This window comes from Patescibacteria group bacterium (assembly GCA_018817085.1).
Lineage (GTDB): Bacteria > Patescibacteriota > WWE3 > CG2-30-40-12 > CG2-30-40-12 > CG2-30-40-12.
This window is the reverse complement of sequence record JAHIUT010000038.1, coordinates 25,914-39,696: the sequence shown is the minus strand read 5'-3', so window position 1 is coordinate 39,696 and position 13,783 is coordinate 25,914. Positions and strand designations below refer to the sequence as shown.

The following is a 13,783-nucleotide window of genomic DNA, read 5'->3' as shown; positions in this document are numbered from 1 at the left end:
AAATATGGATAATATTACTAAACAAATTATTGAATTTACGCAAAAATTGGTTGCGATGCCGTCGCAGAATTTTATTGATTCGGAAAGCGGCATTGCTAATTTGGTTTTTGACAAGCTGAAAAGTTTTGGTTTTAAGCCCGAAATTATTGGACCAAAAGAGCACCCGTCTGTTATCTGTCATATTAAAAAAGAAAACCCATCTAAAACAATTTGGCTTGAAAGTTGTTTGGATACTGTTCCGGCTGGCGATGTCGAAAAATGGGAACATCCGCCTTTTGAGGCAAAAATCATCGACAACAAAATGTATGGCCGAGGCACGGCAGATTCAAAAATTGCAATCGCTTTATTTTGTCATCTCGTAAAAGAACTGTCCGAAGATAAAAATTTTAATGCCTCGTTTTTTCTTGGCTTTGACGCAGATGAACAAACAGGAAATTTTACTGGAGTTAAAGAAGTTATTAAACATGCACCGAAAGCCGATACTTGTATTCTCGGCTATCAAGGAATAAATGAAATCTCAATCGGTGCTCGTGGTTGGCTACGAATCAAAATTACTATTCTTGGCAAATCGGCACACACAGGAAGCAGAACGAATAAAGGAATAAACGCAATTCATGCAATGGGTAAAGTTATCAATGTAATAACTTCTCTAAATCTTGACCAAAAAACGGAACCGTTTTTTGAATTTGGCTCATCGCTCAATATTTCTCAAATCAACGGCGGGGTGGCAATCAATATTGTGCCGGATAAGTGCGAAGCAAATATAGATATTCGTTTACTTCCGTCGCAAACAAAAGACGAAGTTTTGGACATAATAAAAGCAAAGCTGGATGAGTTAAAAGTCCAGCATAATTTAGAAATTTTACAGCATGAACAGGCATATCTAACCGATTCCAAAAATTCTTTCGTACAAATTTTGAAAAATACTGCAAGCGAAGTTTTAGACCAAGAAATTTCGCTTGTCGCGAGCGGTCAAGGAAGCATAGGAAATGTTATCAGTAAACTTAATATCCCGATCATTAACGCTTTCGGCGTGGATAGTAATAATGTTCACGCACCAAACGAATGGATAAACATAGATACAATTCCAAAGATATTTGAAATATACCGAAAAAGTTTGATAGAATTCAGTAAGATTTAGGCGGCGCGCCAACTTTGTTGGCACGAAAAATTGCGGCGGCGAAGGCGAGCCAGAATCGAAGGGCAAAGGAGGATATTCCTTTATGCATTTTAATATTTTGGGGTCAGCCCACTATGTATGAAACTTCAACTCCCCCCACAAATAAATGGTATAATTTACAAAGATTAAGGCGTTAAAATTTCCCCGCACATGGAAAAGGCGAGTTTGAAATTAAATGGAATTGTTGAGGATTTAATAAAAAAATCATGCCAAACTTCAATGATATAAATTTAGCGGATTGGAAAAATACCGAAATTTGGACGGATAGTTTATGGATTATACCGGAACGAGATAAATCAGGAAAACACGACGGCTTTTATCATGGCAATTTTGTCCCGCAAATTCCTCGTCAATTAATTTTACGGTACACAAAGAAAAACGATGTTGTTTTTGATCCATTTGTCGGAAGTGGAACGACCGCGTATGAGGCCGAAAGTTTGGGCAGAAATTTTGTTGGTGTTGATATCCAACCGGAACTTATAAATCACATTAAAAACAAGGTAGATAACAAAAGTTACTTTGCAGAACTTATTTCTGGAGATAGTGCTGACAAAAATACTTTTTTTGGCATAGCCCAAGTATTAAATAAAAAGCAAAGGACAAAGGTGCAATTAGCAATTTTGCACCCCCCCTATGCTGATATTATTAAATTTAGCAACTTGAAAGATGATCTATCAAATGCCAAATCACTTAAAGAGTTCTTAGAAAAGTTTTCACTGGTTTTGAAAAACACCATTGAAATTTTAGATGACGACAGGTATTTGGCAATCGTTATTGGTGATAAATATACACAAAGTAAATGGGTCCCATTAGGATTTTATTGCTTAGATGAAGCTAAAAAGTTGGGGCTTACGCTAAAAAGTATTATAATTAAAAATATGAGCGGTAATAGAGCTAAACAAAATAAAGAGGCAATATGGAGATATAGAGCATTATCCAGCGATTATTATATTTTTAAGCACGAGTATATTTTAATTTTCAAAAAATAATTATGGAATACATTAAATCAAAATTATCAGAGGATTTGGCGCACAAAATTATTGGTAGCCAAGAAAAGGCAACGGAATATTTATTGCGCTTAAATTATATAAAACAGGTACCCTCTCTAAAATTTAGAACTATTAGTCGAGGACAGAATGCTGGTAAAAAGGTTTTGGATTTAGATACAAAGGAACTTTGGAAAGCCGTTGTTGATAGCTGGAATTATGAGGCAAGCAAAAAAGTAATCAGGAGTATTTTTAAAGAGACTGAAAAATATAAAAGCGGGAAAGAGGCCGACAGCGCAATGGATGTGCTTATTAAGGAATGGAGATCATTGAAATTGGGCTATATTGCGTGGCCTTTTTCGCAAGGAGCTTTTGATGACTTTGTGCAAAGAGTGAATTCTGAGAAAGAAAATGGATTTGTTAAAGATGAAAAAGTAAGAGTCGCCGCTGTAAAATATAGACGAATAAAGGAAATCAACACTGTTAGAAATGATTTTATAGAAACATTGATTTTCGAAAAAAATAGCAATATTTTGCCGACATTGAATCATAGGCGAGGTGTGGATTTTTTCATCAATGGAATTTCTTTTGATCAAAAGGTTGCAAAAAGTCCAACCGACGAGTTCAAAAGACATTTCAAAGATAAATGGCGCGAAACAGCAATTAACAAACCGGAGCTTGTTGCGGAATATCTTTACAAACATCAAGACGAGGGTAGATTTGGAGCCGACCCAAGATTACTAGTTGTTTATATTGACGAGGATGTTTCAATTGAGAAAATAAGAAAGATTATAAATAAAACCGATTTAGATAATCCACTTGAAATCAATTTTGCTTATAAGCATAAAATTCAAGGCGAGAAAAATTACAAAGCACCTTGCTTTGTAATCTTATTGCATAATTAAAATTATGAATTATATCGGCAGTAAATTATCATTGTTAGAATTTTTGGAAGATTCAATAAACAAAGTAGTAGATAAAAACTGTGCTACTTTTTGTGACCTGTTTGCGGGAACAGGAATCGTTGGAAGTTATTTCAAGAAAAGGGGTTATAAAATAATCGCAAATGACATTCAATATTACAGTTATGTTTTAAATAGACACTACATCGGCAATCACAAAGAGTTGTTTTTTTCAAAACTCGGAAAGAAAATTCCCGAATTAAAAAATATTGAAATAAAGAATCGGAAAAGATTTGTTTGTGATTATCTTTCACTCTTAAAAGGCAAGAAAGGATTTATTTACAAAAATTACTGCCTTGGAGGGACAAAAGATGAAAAAGAGCAACGGCAATATTTCTCTGATAAAAACGGAATGTTGTGTGATGACATCCGCCAAAAAATTGAAAACTGGAAAAAAGAAAAGCGGATTTCCGAAAACGAATACTATTTTTTGATTGCAAGTTTGGTGGAGTCAGTGGATAAACACGCAAACACAGCTTCTGTTTACGGGGCCTTCCTAAAAAAACTAAAGAGGACTGCTCAAAATACTTTGGTTTTGAAACCAGCTGAACTAATAATCAATGACAGAAAACACAAGGTTTTTAATGAGGATGTAAATATTGTGGCTGAAAAAGTTAACGGGGACATTGTGTATTTGGACCCTCCCTATAATCATAGACAATATGCTACAAATTATCACCTGCTCGAAACTATTGCAAGATATGACAATCCCGAAATTCACGGAAAAACAGGATTGCGTAGCTACCAAAATCAAAAATCGCTTTACTGTTCGGTACCCCAAGTTAAAAAAACATTTGAAGATTTGATTTTAAAGGTAAAAGCAAAATACATTTTTTTGAGCTATAACAACGAGGGTTTGATGACTTTGGACGATATTAAGGAAATAATGAGCCTGCGGGGCAAATATGGAAATTTTACGAAAGAATATAACAGGTTTAAAGCCGATAAGTCAGAAAATAGAGACTACACAGCAAACAAAACAATCGAATATTTACATTATGTAGTTTGCAATTAAATTCCAATAATTTTAACTATGACAGAAAATCTGCTTAAAAATATTGCCCATGTAGACGGGTTGTTTTTGGAATGGTGTGTTTTTGATTATAGAGATAAAACAGAAGCTATCTGTTTCGGTTCTTTTCTGGCAATTCCTAATTTATCAAAATCCTTGTCAAACGAAACTATTGTTATTTTGTCTTTAGAAACACTTTTTGTGGACGCTATCATACAATCAATAAATTTTACATTGTTATCCTCAAATAGTTGTAAAGCGGTTTTTATATCATAACCGTCTATGATGGATAACCCCCGCATATTTTTAATTGAATTAACCGCCATAATCACTTCGGATTTGGAAACTTTGTAAAAAGATAAAAGCGTCCATACAACCTCCGCAATAACAATACTTGCCGTCACCGCTTTGCATTTGTTGTTTTTAACTTTCTCAAAAAAGGCTAAACAATCATTAAAAGTGTTCTTATCTTCCTTTATAAGGGTTCTTAAAAAAACATTGGTGTCAATAAAGTATGTATTAATTTCTTTCATATCCTTTCTCTAAATATTCCCTTGCCAATAACGCGGGTTTTTTATTTTGCGTTTTAATTTTTCCCGCAATATCCAATATATCTTTATTAGGGTAAATAAAAATATATTTACCTTTGGACTTAACAGAAACTTTTTTATATGTTTCAATTCCAACAGCGTCCCTTAAAATTTTAGGAATGGTAACCTGCCCTTTTTGAGTTACTGTAGTAATGTACTCTTTCATAACTCCCCTATTATAAGTAACAAGTTACCAACTGTCAATACCTGCATTCAAGTATTACCTTATTAGGAAAAACCTCTGTTGAAAATAGAGTTATCTTGCTATAATAAATCTATGCCGGTAGAAACAATCCTATTAACAATCATAAGCCTTATTAATCTAGCGCTTCTGTTTTATCTAACAACTAAAAAAAAGGACGGGTATAGCGTTGAGCAAAGTTTATCCAATTTAGAAAAACTTCAGGAAAGAACCGAAAAAACCGTTAGGGATGAAATAAAACTAAACAGAACAGAATCTTCGGACAATGAAAAGAGAATCAGGGAAGAAATCTCAAACCTATTCAAAGGCTTGGGGGATATTATAGAAAAAAGACTTGAGACTATACAAAAAGACAACAGCGAAAAGCTTGAAAAAATGCGCGCCACCGTGGACGAGAAACTGCACGAAACTCTGGAGAAACGGCTTGGCGAAAAATTTAAACTTGTAAGTAACCAACTGGAACAAGTCTATAAAGGTCTTGGGGAAATGCAAACTTTGGCATCAGGCGTGGGCGATTTAAAAAAGGTTTTGTCCAATATAAAAACCAGAGGAGTTTGGGGCGAAGTGCAATTAGAAAATTTGTTGTCCCAGATATTAACCTCCGACCAATACGAAAAGAATGTCGCCACTAAAAAAGGTAGTAACGAAAGAGTGGAATTCGCCATAAAAATGCCGGGAAGAGGTGAAGAAAATTCCTTCGTATATCTCCCAATAGACGCTAAATTTCCGCTGGAAGATTACCAAAAAATCCAAGTGGCAAAAGATAAAGCGGATATTTTCCTTATAGAACAACTAACCAAAGCCTTAGAAAATAGAATAAAAGAAGAAGCCAAAACCATTAAAGAAAAATACATAGACCCCCCGCATACTACGGATTATGGTATTTTGTATCTTCCAACCGAAGGACTTTTTGCCGAAGTATTAAGTATCGCAGGGCTCGCCGACAAAATTCAAAGAGTGTACCGCGTGTCTGTTGCGGGACCAACCACCATATCAGCAATGTTGAACAGTTTGCAAATGGGGTTTAGAACTTTGGCAATTGAAAAAAGGACAAGTATTGTTTGGGAACTTTTAGGTTCAATTAAAACCGAGTTTGGGATTTTTGCCGACCTTTTGGACAAAACGCATAAAAAATTGGAAGAAGCCTCCCATACCATAGAATCCGCCAGCTCAAAGTCAAGGACAATAGAACGAAAACTAAATAAAGTCCAAAACCTCCCTGAAAGCTCTCCCAACAAAAACCTCCCCACACCCTAGAAAAGATATAAAAACTCTCATAAAAATTTTAACAATACAACAATATAACAATGAAACAATTAAAATTTTACCTCTTTGAATACTGTTGTTTTTTGCGCGCCTTGCGTTTGTAATACTTTTTGCTCTCAACCGCACGGGAATCCCTTGTTAAGAGACCTGCGTTTCTAAGCTTTGCCCTAAATTCTTCATTGTAGGAAATTAAAGCTTTAGAAATACCCAAAGCCAAAGCCTCTACTTGCGAGGTTTTTCCGCCTCCAAAAAGTTTTACCGTGGCGCTGAATTTAGCGGTAGGGTGGGCAACTCCAACAGTATGAAAGGGTTTTACCCAAACCAACTTTTCCTTTTCTGTTTTAAAACATTCTTCCACAGGTTTTCCGTTTATTGTTATATCTCCTTTTTTGTCGTAAAGCCACACCGCCGCAACCGCTCTTTTTCTTTTTCCTGTTCCGCTATAAAATTTTTTTTCTATTTTTTTAGGCATAATTACTTACTAATATTGGTATGAGGATGCTTTTCATCAACATATAAATACAGATTGTTAAGCCGTTCCCTCCTTAACCTGTTAACAGGAAGCATTCCTCTCACAGCCCGAAACAAAGCTTCGGTAGGCTTTCTCAAAACTAATTTTTCGTAAGATTCCTCTTTTAAACCCCCCATAAAACCCGTGTGACGATAATACTTTTTCTTCTTTTCTTTGCCCCCCGAAAGAACAATCTTGGAAACATTAATAACCACCACTTTATCTCCGCAATTTTGATTAAACGAAAAATCGGTTTTATTTTTTCCTGCCAAAATTTGAGCTATGTCGGAAGCTAGTCTTCCCATAACAAACCCCTCGGCATTAATTAAATGCCATTTCACTTTTATATCCTTCTTTTTTACCGCTTTTGTTTGTCCTTTCATTTGTCTTTAACTTCCTTTTTAATTTTTTTACCCTCCACTTCTTCCTCTTTTTTAACAGATACCTCTTTTTTTGGCATTTTTGACCATTCCAACTTAACCATACTAGCCCTGTCCCCAAGGCGAGTGCCTAAATTAACCATTTTTGTGTACCCACCTTGCTTGTCTTTAAAAACTTTGGCGTCTTCAATAAATTTGGATACTATCTTGCCATCGGGTATATCCGCCAAAAGTTTTCTCCTTGCGTTAACATCCCCCTTTTTTGCCCATCTCACTAACCGTTCCACTTTTGGTCTTAAAAATACCGCTTTGGGTTTTGTGGTTTTAATAAAACCATTAATCACAAAAGACCTAACAAGGTTTTTAAGCAAAGCTCGTCTATGATCATAATCCCTATTCAAATGCGTTCTTTTAACTCTATGCCTCATTTTTCTTAAAGCCCTTCTTTCTCCAAGAGTTTTCCTATCTCAATTATAGATTTTTCACCCAAATTCCTAATCTGGGAGAGGTTGTCCTTGGACAATTTGGTTAAATCTTCCAATGTCTTAATACCCGACTTTCTAAGAGCGTTTATGGTTCTTGTGGGCAAATGAAGTTCTTCTATCATTACATCACTTGGTTCGTAGTTGGGACTGTTTTGCGCAGAAGACTCCTCAACTTTAGGCTCCTCCTTAACACTTTCTTTGCCAGTGGAAAGCCTGCTAAAAAAATCCGACAATATGGTGGCGGCGTCCTTAAAAGCGACAAACGGGTCCACCGTTTCGTCAGTGGTAATTTCTAAAGTAAGCTTATCCAACCCGCTTTTATGCCCCACACGAGTGGACCCCACCGTAAAATTAACCGATTTAACGGGACTAAAAACGCTATCCAAAACAATAACTCCTATTTTTGATATTTGCCTTTCTTCCGCCGGCACATACCCAAAACCCGGTTCCACAACTAGAGATAATTTAAGACAAGATTTAGCATCCGCCAAAGTGGCTATATGCAAATCTTTGCTAACTATTTCGGCATCCGAAGGACATTCAAAATCAGACGCCTTAACTTTTTTGGGTCCTTTTTGGTCTAAAGTTAAAACAACCGGTTTGTCCGAATAAAGTTTAACTCTCAACCTTTTCAAATTTAAAGTCAACTCCACAACATCTTCCTTTACTCCTTTTATAGAAGTAAATTGATGCGAAACACCATCAATTTCTACCTGTGTGGGCGCCGCTCCTTTTATGGACGATAAGAGGATTCTTCTTAGGGAATTCCCTAAAGTATTGGCATACCCCGCAGAAAGGGGTTCAATAACTATTCTTGCGCAGGCTTTGCTTACCTTTTCCTTTCTTATCTTCAAATCTTGCGAAGTTAAAAACATACTAAAAATAATCCACCAAAAACTCTAAATTTAATATATTTAAAGTATCGGGATGGATTACCTTGAATAAAACTCAACTATCAATTGTTCATCTATATCCGCGTCAATGTCCTCTCTACCGGGCAGTCCAACCACCGTTCCCTCTTTTGATTTTTTGTTCCACTTAAGCCAAAGCGGAGTCTCCCTGTCTTCTTGAACAAATACACCCTTCTCCTCTTTTATATTAATAGTATCCCCTGCCAAAACCAAAATGGAAGGGGTTTTAACAGGTTTACCATTTTGCAAAAATTTTCCTTGATTTACCAACACCCGCGCCTGCCTTCTGCTTACCGCAAGCCCAAGTCTATATATCACATTATCCAGTCGCCTTTCAAGGAGCTGTAATAAGTAGGAACCGGTTACCCCTTGTTTTCTGGCGGCGGCGGTGTAATAATTTTTAAACTGCCTCTCACTAACCCCATAAATCCTTTTAACTTTTTGTTTCTCTCTAAGATGCGCCCCGTAGTTGGATGTTCTCCTTCTTCTCGTTCCATGTTGACCGGGAACCGCCGTATGTCTTACCATAGCGCATTTATCGCTTACGCACCTACTGCCCTTTAAAAAAAGTTTCACGCTTTCTCTCCTGCACAATTTGCATTTCGGACCAAGACTAGTTTTTGTCATAATTACATCCTCCTCCTCTTTCTGGGCCGGCAACCATTATGGGGCGTGGATGTTTTATCCGTAATAGAAGTAATATTTAAACCCGCCGCCTTTAACGCCTTAACAGAAGGTATCCTCCCCATACCAGGACCTTTGATATAAACAGCGACTTCCCTAACCCCTTTTTCAATAGCCTTTTTACCAACATTGTCGCACGCTACGGTAGCGGCATAAGGCGTGGATTTACGAGCTCCCTTAAATCCGGAATGTCCGCAACTCCCCCAACAAATAACATTTCCTTTTGTATCGGTAATGGTAATAACCGTATTATTAAAAGTGGCTAAAATATAAGCTCTTCCTGACCCGGTTATCACTTTGGCTATTTTCTTTTTACTTGTTTTAACTTTTTTTTTCTCCATATAAAATTAAGTTTTTTGCAGTATCTTCTTCATTCCGCCTACAGTTGCTCGTTTTCCCCTTTTTGTTCTTGCGTTAGTTCTGGTGTTTTGACCTCTTACCGGAAGCTTTCTTTGATGCCGAATACCTCTAAAACAACGGATATCCATTAACCTTTTAATATTCTGGCTTGTCGTTCTTTTTAGTTCCCCTTCTATAGAAACTTGCAAATCCTCTATTGCTTGCCTAATTTTAGCTGTATCTTCCTCCGTTAAATTCTTGGCGCGCGTAGCAGGGTCAATTTTTGCCAAAGAAAGTATTTTTAAAGAAACTTTATCGCCAATTCCATAAATATAAGTTAAGGCCGTGCCTATTGTTTTTTCATTTGGTATGTCAATCCCCACTATTCTTGGCATATTAATTAACCTTGTCTCTGCTTATGCTTTTGATTAGCAGAACAAATAACAAAAACAACGCCTTTCCGGCGAACGATTTTACAATTTCTGCACATTGTTTTTACCGAAGCCCTTACTTTCATTTTGTTTTGTTAAGTATATCTAAAAACGATCCGTCCTCTTTTGGTATCGTAAATACTCATTTCAACTTTAATTTTATCGCCCGGAAGAACCTTAATATGGTATTTGCGCATTTTACCTGAAATTTGAGCCAAAATTTCGCTCTCGTCTTCCATACGCGCCTTAAACATAGCATTGGGCAAAGACTCCAACACTATGCCTTCCTTAACAATTAATCCCTGTTTTTGCATATAGTTTTGTATAACTCTGGGTATTTTAACATAAATCAGGGTTTCGTCAACACCTCACAACCATTTTTAGTTACAGCCCCCGTGTGCTCAAACATAGCCGATAGACTTTTGTTCTTTGTTGCAAAAGTCCATCCATCCGAAAGCACTTTAAGCGGAATATTTTCCTTAGTGTACATTACCTCAATGGCTAAAACCATACCCTCAATAAGCTTGGGTCCCCTTCCTGCTTCTCCAAAACAAGGCACCTGCGGGTCTTCATGCAAGTTTTTTCCTATACCATGCCCCACCAAATCTCTGACCACAAAATAACCGTTTTCCTCAATTGTTCTTTGCATAGCGTAGGAGATATCTCCCACAAAATTTCCCGGTTTGCATTGTTCAATTGCTCTGTCTAACGCTTTAATTCCCACTTCTAAAAATTTGTTTTGACACCTTTCCAACTCCCAACTCTCCTTTGACCCTTTACACGGCAATAAAAGCTTACCAACGCCTACTTCCAAAGTTCCACACATATCCGAATGATAGCCATCATACAAAACCCCCAAATCTATAGACACTAAATCACCTTTTTTAATTTTTCTTTCCGAAGGCAAACCATGAACTACCTCTTCATTTACGCTTATACAAGAAGAAAACTCATAGCCATCTTGCCCTATAAAGGAAGGCAAAGCGTGAAAAGATTTTATTTGGGACTTTATAAATTTGTCCACCTGCATTGTGGTAAGGTGCGGATGAATAAATCCCAAAGTCCTTTTCATAACGGTAGCCGCCAAAAATCCGCTTTTTCGCATTTTATCTATTTCTAAAGGAGTTTTTATTATTATCATCTCGCCAGCTCTTTGATTAACTCCCGATATAAACCCTCAATTTCCTGTTCACCGTTAAAAGTTCTTAGAACTCCCGTTTTTTCGTAGTAGTCAAGAACAGGGGTGGTGTTTTTGTAATATTCCGACAATCTCGTTTTTATAACCTTGGGGGTATCGTCTTCCCTTTTCCTTTCAATTAAACGCGCAAAGGACACTTCTTTGGAAACTTTTAAATACAAAATTATATCCGGCTTAAATGGAGAATGTTTTGCTTGATACACATTTCTCGGAAACCCGTCTATGATAAAACCGTTTTTGTATTTTTGTTGGGACAATTCCCTTTTTATAACAAGCATAGTGTCATCATCGGAAACTAGTTTTCCAGACAACATCTCCTTAAAAACCCTAATTCCTAAAGGGCTTTTGCTTTTTTCCAGCTTTCTAAAAATGTCACCAGTTGAAATATGCGGAATATTAAGTTTTTCGGAAATTTTTTCCGCTTGAGTAGATTTCCCACAACCCTGCGGGCCCATAATAATAATCTTCATATTCTTAAAACCCCAAACCCAAATCCGAAAGCCTGCCTTGCATTTTTTTGGCGGTCTTTTTCTGACTCTCTTTTACAGCTTTGTTAAAAACGTCTTTTAATTTGGGGCTATCTTCCCCATCCACCATAACACTAACAACTTTCTGGTCGCCTTGCATTACTATTTTTACACCCTTTTCTTCCACTTCTACCACAATCTTTTCCATCTCGCGCTTCATCTCGTCGGCTTGTTTTTTTAAGTTGTATAAATCTTTAATTTTTCCCGGATTAAACATAAAAAACACCCCCTTTTTACTAATCTGTTCCATCCATTTCATCACAAAGTAACTTTCTCGTTCGTCATTGTGAGAATTTTGATTTTGTAAGAATATCAATGTTCGGCTTTGCGGTCTTGTGCAACCGCTTCCTCAATCGCGGCTTTCATAGTTATATCAATAACAGATGACAACCCCCACTCAATACATTTCTTTGCGGTGTATAATTCATCGTCTGTTAATTTTCTGCCGATTCGGCAAATAGCTTCATCTTGTAAATCCTCAACTGTTATGGAATAAATTATCTCCTTGTTTTGCTCATTATTCATACTTTTATTTTCTCAAAACCCGAATTATACTCTACCAATTTTGCCCAATTAATTTTCCCATCATCACAAAATTGCTGTGAAAATTCAAGCGTAAGTTTATTTATAATACAAGCGTAATTTTCCATAAATTCTTCATTTTTTTCTTTTGCTTCATACCCAATAGGCTCAATAATGTTTATGTATAATTCCTTGCTCCCAGAAATAAATTCCCAGAAGCGTTGCCCGCACAGTTTTAAATAATCACCTTTATCTGGTTTGTTGTCTCTGCCAAAGCAACATCCATTAATTGCAACTATTTCTTTACTAGTTTTGACCCGTATTGCTTTTTTCGCGGTTTCGAAATTGATCCGTAGTTGTCTGATTTGACTTGAATTACCCCAATTCCAACCAGCTTTAATTTCAACAATATATATAGTTCCATTTTTCTCAAATTCCAAATCAACACCCGTCAATTCTGATTTTTTTGCGCCAAATACTTTATCACAAACAAAAATCGCCAACCCTTCAATAAAATCCCCAAATAAAGTTTCCTCTTGTGATTGTAAAAAAGCGTCCAAAAACCCCTTAATCAAATCTTGTGCGGTAAGGATATTTTTGGCTTTGAAAAGATAAGGATTTTTCTGCTTCAAAATTTTGAGCAGGTCGACCCTATTTTGCACATAATCCAATCTCCTCTGATGAAAGATTGAGATGTGTTTTTCTACATATTCATAAATTTGTTGCAAATCTAATTCTTTCATACGATAATTTTATTATGACTAATTAAAGATGGTTCTTTTTGAGTTATTTTTTCTTTGAACATCTCTACATACTCAGGTATTATTTCAATGCCTATTGAGTTGCGTCTCATCCTTTGCGCTACCTCCGATGTTGTACCAGATCCCAAAAATGGATCTAAAATCCAATCGTTTTCTTGAGTAAAAAGTTTAATGAACCATTCCGGCAATTCTTCTGGAAAAGCAGCGCTGTGCTTTTTGTTATTGCAAACAGTAGCAAATTGTAAAACATTGGTCGGATATACCATGCTTCGCTTTAACCAGTTGGATATGTTCTTGCCAAACCCACTACCACTTTTAGAATCGTCCCGTATTTTATCAATTTCGCTTAAATTTTTCAGCCGCCCATTCGCCCAATCACCAATTGGCACCATAACCGCTTCTTGATACATATTGAAATCTCGGGTCTTATTAAACTGGAGCATTCGTTCCCACGCGTCGCGAAAACGATTTGGCCACTTACCCGGATAGCAATTTTTTTTATGCCAAATAAATTCCTCTGTCCACAACCAACCCTGTTTTCGTAAAGCCAAAATAAGTTCAAGAACATAAGTAGTGCGCTCCCCGTTTTCCGCCTTTTCTTTAATGTTCAAAATAAATGTTCCTGTTGGTTTCAAAACCCGCAGTAATTGTTCACTTATTGGCAAAAACCATTCAACATATTTTTTTGGCGCTATACCCCCATAAGTATTTTTTCGTCTATCGGCATACGGTGGGGAGGTTATAATCAAATCAATTGAGTCTTCGCTCAAGGTTTCCAACACTTCTTGCGAGTCGCCAAGCAATATTGTTGTCGTTATATCGTCCATAATTGTATT

At 36.5% G+C, this 13,783-nt stretch carries 22 protein-coding genes; 5 read left to right on the top strand and 17 right to left on the bottom strand.

The window, feature by feature from the left end; translation table 11 throughout:
- The first annotated feature begins 4 nt into the window (after nt 1-4).
- The 4 genes from KJ678_02610 (at nt 5) to KJ678_02595 (ending at nt 4,143) form a co-directional block, all read left to right on the top strand.
- Nucleotides 5-1,141, top strand: a complete 1,137-nt coding sequence (locus tag KJ678_02610) for a M20/M25/M40 family metallo-hydrolase (protein MBU1017033.1) — start codon at nt 5-7, stop codon at nt 1,139-1,141.
- A gap of 245 nt (nt 1,142-1,386) precedes the next feature.
- Complete coding sequence (locus tag KJ678_02605) at nt 1,387-2,169, top strand: DNA adenine methylase (protein MBU1017032.1); 783 nt, start codon at nt 1,387-1,389, stop codon at nt 2,167-2,169.
- A gap of 2 nt (nt 2,170-2,171) precedes the next feature.
- Nucleotides 2,172-3,071, top strand: coding sequence for a hypothetical protein (locus KJ678_02600; GenBank protein MBU1017031.1), 900 nt, complete (start codon nt 2,172-2,174; stop codon nt 3,069-3,071).
- A gap of 4 nt (nt 3,072-3,075) precedes the next feature.
- Entirely contained in the window at nt 3,076-4,143 is a 1,068-nt protein-coding gene (locus KJ678_02595; protein ID MBU1017030.1) for a DNA adenine methylase, read from the top strand.
- Nucleotides 4,144-4,229: 86 nt separating this feature from the next.
- Here KJ678_02595 and KJ678_02590 read toward each other — a convergent pair whose 3' ends face one another.
- Both KJ678_02590 and KJ678_02585 read right to left on the bottom strand, forming a co-directional pair.
- A complete protein-coding gene (locus KJ678_02590; GenBank protein ID MBU1017029.1) occupies nt 4,230-4,673 on the bottom strand; it encodes a PIN domain-containing protein in 444 nt (147 codons plus the stop codon).
- Complete coding sequence (locus KJ678_02585; protein MBU1017028.1) at nt 4,660-4,896, bottom strand: AbrB/MazE/SpoVT family DNA-binding domain-containing protein; 237 nt, start codon at nt 4,894-4,896, stop codon at nt 4,660-4,662. Before KJ678_02585 ends, KJ678_02590 begins: the two co-directional genes overlap by 14 nt.
- A gap of 111 nt (nt 4,897-5,007) precedes the next feature.
- Here KJ678_02585 and rmuC point away from each other — a divergent pair, with 111 nt between their 5' ends.
- Nucleotides 5,008-6,189 carry a DNA recombination protein RmuC gene (rmuC, locus tag KJ678_02580; protein ID MBU1017027.1) on the top strand — a complete coding sequence of 394 codons (1,182 nt, stop codon included), beginning with the start codon at nt 5,008-5,010 and terminating at the stop codon, nt 6,187-6,189.
- A 67-nt stretch (nt 6,190-6,256) separates the two neighbouring features.
- On the opposite strand, the gene rpsI is transcribed toward rmuC, so the two are convergent.
- From rpsI to KJ678_02505, 15 genes are all read right to left on the bottom strand, one after another.
- Nucleotides 6,257-6,670 carry a 30S ribosomal protein S9 gene (gene rpsI, locus KJ678_02575; GenBank protein MBU1017026.1) on the bottom strand — a complete coding sequence of 138 codons (414 nt, stop codon included), beginning with the start codon at nt 6,668-6,670 and terminating at the stop codon, nt 6,257-6,259.
- 2 nt (nt 6,671-6,672) lie between these two features.
- The gene (rplM, locus tag KJ678_02570) at nt 6,673-7,092 is read right to left on the bottom strand and encodes a 50S ribosomal protein L13 (protein MBU1017025.1); all 420 of its coding nucleotides are present in this window, start codon (nt 7,090-7,092) and stop codon (nt 6,673-6,675) included.
- Entirely contained in the window at nt 7,089-7,517 is a 429-nt protein-coding gene (rplQ, locus tag KJ678_02565) for a 50S ribosomal protein L17 (GenBank protein MBU1017024.1), read from the bottom strand. The genes rplM and rplQ overlap by 4 nt, the downstream gene beginning before the upstream one ends.
- 5 nt (nt 7,518-7,522) lie before the next feature.
- Nucleotides 7,523-8,449 carry a DNA-directed RNA polymerase subunit alpha gene (locus tag KJ678_02560; GenBank protein MBU1017023.1) on the bottom strand — a complete coding sequence of 309 codons (927 nt, stop codon included), beginning with the start codon at nt 8,447-8,449 and terminating at the stop codon, nt 7,523-7,525.
- 57 nt (nt 8,450-8,506) lie between these two features.
- Nucleotides 8,507-9,112, bottom strand: a complete 606-nt coding sequence (gene rpsD / locus KJ678_02555; protein ID MBU1017022.1) for a 30S ribosomal protein S4 — start codon at nt 9,110-9,112, stop codon at nt 8,507-8,509.
- Nucleotides 9,113-9,114: 2 nt separating this feature from the next.
- Nucleotides 9,115-9,510, bottom strand: coding sequence for a 30S ribosomal protein S11 (gene rpsK, locus KJ678_02550; GenBank protein ID MBU1017021.1), 396 nt, complete (start codon nt 9,508-9,510; stop codon nt 9,115-9,117).
- 6 nt (nt 9,511-9,516) lie between these two features.
- Nucleotides 9,517-9,903: a 30S ribosomal protein S13 gene (rpsM, locus tag KJ678_02545; protein MBU1017020.1), complete on the bottom strand. Its 387-nt coding sequence runs from the start codon at nt 9,901-9,903 to the stop codon at nt 9,517-9,519.
- 5 nt (nt 9,904-9,908) lie between these two features.
- Nucleotides 9,909-10,025 carry a 50S ribosomal protein L36 gene (gene rpmJ, locus KJ678_02540; GenBank protein ID MBU1017019.1) on the bottom strand — a complete coding sequence of 39 codons (117 nt, stop codon included), beginning with the start codon at nt 10,023-10,025 and terminating at the stop codon, nt 9,909-9,911.
- 9 nt (nt 10,026-10,034) lie between these two features.
- Nucleotides 10,035-10,253, bottom strand: coding sequence for a translation initiation factor IF-1 (gene infA, locus KJ678_02535; GenBank protein MBU1017018.1), 219 nt, complete (start codon nt 10,251-10,253; stop codon nt 10,035-10,037).
- 35 nt (nt 10,254-10,288) lie between these two features.
- Complete coding sequence (map, locus tag KJ678_02530; protein MBU1017017.1) at nt 10,289-11,080, bottom strand: type I methionyl aminopeptidase; 792 nt, start codon at nt 11,078-11,080, stop codon at nt 10,289-10,291.
- Nucleotides 11,077-11,607 (bottom strand): nucleoside monophosphate kinase, encoded by a 531-nt coding sequence (locus KJ678_02525; GenBank protein MBU1017016.1) that lies wholly within the window; start codon nt 11,605-11,607, stop codon nt 11,077-11,079. Before KJ678_02525 ends, map begins: the two co-directional genes overlap by 4 nt.
- 4 nt (nt 11,608-11,611) lie before the next feature.
- Complete coding sequence (locus KJ678_02520; protein ID MBU1017015.1) at nt 11,612-11,914, bottom strand: YbaB/EbfC family nucleoid-associated protein; 303 nt, start codon at nt 11,912-11,914, stop codon at nt 11,612-11,614.
- A gap of 62 nt (nt 11,915-11,976) precedes the next feature.
- Nucleotides 11,977-12,189 (bottom strand): hypothetical protein, encoded by a 213-nt coding sequence (locus KJ678_02515; protein ID MBU1017014.1) that lies wholly within the window; start codon nt 12,187-12,189, stop codon nt 11,977-11,979.
- On the bottom strand, nt 12,186-12,929 hold the full coding sequence (locus KJ678_02510) for a cytosolic protein (protein ID MBU1017013.1): 744 nt from the start codon (nt 12,927-12,929) through the stop codon (nt 12,186-12,188). Before KJ678_02510 ends, KJ678_02515 begins: the two co-directional genes overlap by 4 nt.
- Nucleotides 12,926-13,774: a site-specific DNA-methyltransferase gene (locus tag KJ678_02505; protein MBU1017012.1), complete on the bottom strand. Its 849-nt coding sequence runs from the start codon at nt 13,772-13,774 to the stop codon at nt 12,926-12,928. Before KJ678_02505 ends, KJ678_02510 begins: the two co-directional genes overlap by 4 nt.
- Nucleotides 13,775-13,783: the final 9 nt, after the last annotated feature.

Coding starts and splice junctions, on each gene's coding strand:
- KJ678_02610 (MBU1017033.1), top strand. CDS start 5: ATGGATAATATTACTAAACAAATTATTGAATTTACGCAAAAATTGGTT.
- KJ678_02605 (MBU1017032.1), top strand. CDS start 1,387: ATGCCAAACTTCAATGATATAAATTTAGCGGATTGGAAAAATACCGAA.
- KJ678_02600 (MBU1017031.1), top strand. CDS start 2,172: ATGGAATACATTAAATCAAAATTATCAGAGGATTTGGCGCACAAAATT.
- KJ678_02595 (MBU1017030.1), top strand. CDS start 3,076: ATGAATTATATCGGCAGTAAATTATCATTGTTAGAATTTTTGGAAGAT.
- KJ678_02590 (MBU1017029.1), bottom strand. CDS start 4,673: ATGAAAGAAATTAATACATACTTTATTGACACCAATGTTTTTTTAAGA.
- KJ678_02585 (MBU1017028.1), bottom strand. CDS start 4,896: ATGAAAGAGTACATTACTACAGTAACTCAAAAAGGGCAGGTTACCATT.
- rmuC (MBU1017027.1), top strand. CDS start 5,008: ATGCCGGTAGAAACAATCCTATTAACAATCATAAGCCTTATTAATCTA.
- rpsI (MBU1017026.1), bottom strand. CDS start 6,670: ATGCCTAAAAAAATAGAAAAAAAATTTTATAGCGGAACAGGAAAAAGA.
- rplM (MBU1017025.1), bottom strand. CDS start 7,092: ATGAAAGGACAAACAAAAGCGGTAAAAAAGAAGGATATAAAAGTGAAA.
- rplQ (MBU1017024.1), bottom strand. CDS start 7,517: ATGAGGCATAGAGTTAAAAGAACGCATTTGAATAGGGATTATGATCAT.
- KJ678_02560 (MBU1017023.1), bottom strand. CDS start 8,449: ATGTTTTTAACTTCGCAAGATTTGAAGATAAGAAAGGAAAAGGTAAGC.
- rpsD (MBU1017022.1), bottom strand. CDS start 9,112: ATGACAAAAACTAGTCTTGGTCCGAAATGCAAATTGTGCAGGAGAGAA.
- rpsK (MBU1017021.1), bottom strand. CDS start 9,510: ATGGAGAAAAAAAAAGTTAAAACAAGTAAAAAGAAAATAGCCAAAGTG.
- rpsM (MBU1017020.1), bottom strand. CDS start 9,903: ATGCCAAGAATAGTGGGGATTGACATACCAAATGAAAAAACAATAGGC.
- rpmJ (MBU1017019.1), bottom strand. CDS start 10,025: ATGAAAGTAAGGGCTTCGGTAAAAACAATGTGCAGAAATTGTAAAATC.
- infA (MBU1017018.1), bottom strand. CDS start 10,253: ATGCAAAAACAGGGATTAATTGTTAAGGAAGGCATAGTGTTGGAGTCT.
- map (MBU1017017.1), bottom strand. CDS start 11,080: ATGATAATAATAAAAACTCCTTTAGAAATAGATAAAATGCGAAAAAGC.
- KJ678_02525 (MBU1017016.1), bottom strand. CDS start 11,607: ATGAAGATTATTATTATGGGCCCGCAGGGTTGTGGGAAATCTACTCAA.
- KJ678_02520 (MBU1017015.1), bottom strand. CDS start 11,914: ATGGAACAGATTAGTAAAAAGGGGGTGTTTTTTATGTTTAATCCGGGA.
- KJ678_02515 (MBU1017014.1), bottom strand. CDS start 12,189: ATGAATAATGAGCAAAACAAGGAGATAATTTATTCCATAACAGTTGAG.
- KJ678_02510 (MBU1017013.1), bottom strand. CDS start 12,929: ATGAAAGAATTAGATTTGCAACAAATTTATGAATATGTAGAAAAACAC.
- KJ678_02505 (MBU1017012.1), bottom strand. CDS start 13,774: ATGGACGATATAACGACAACAATATTGCTTGGCGACTCGCAAGAAGTG.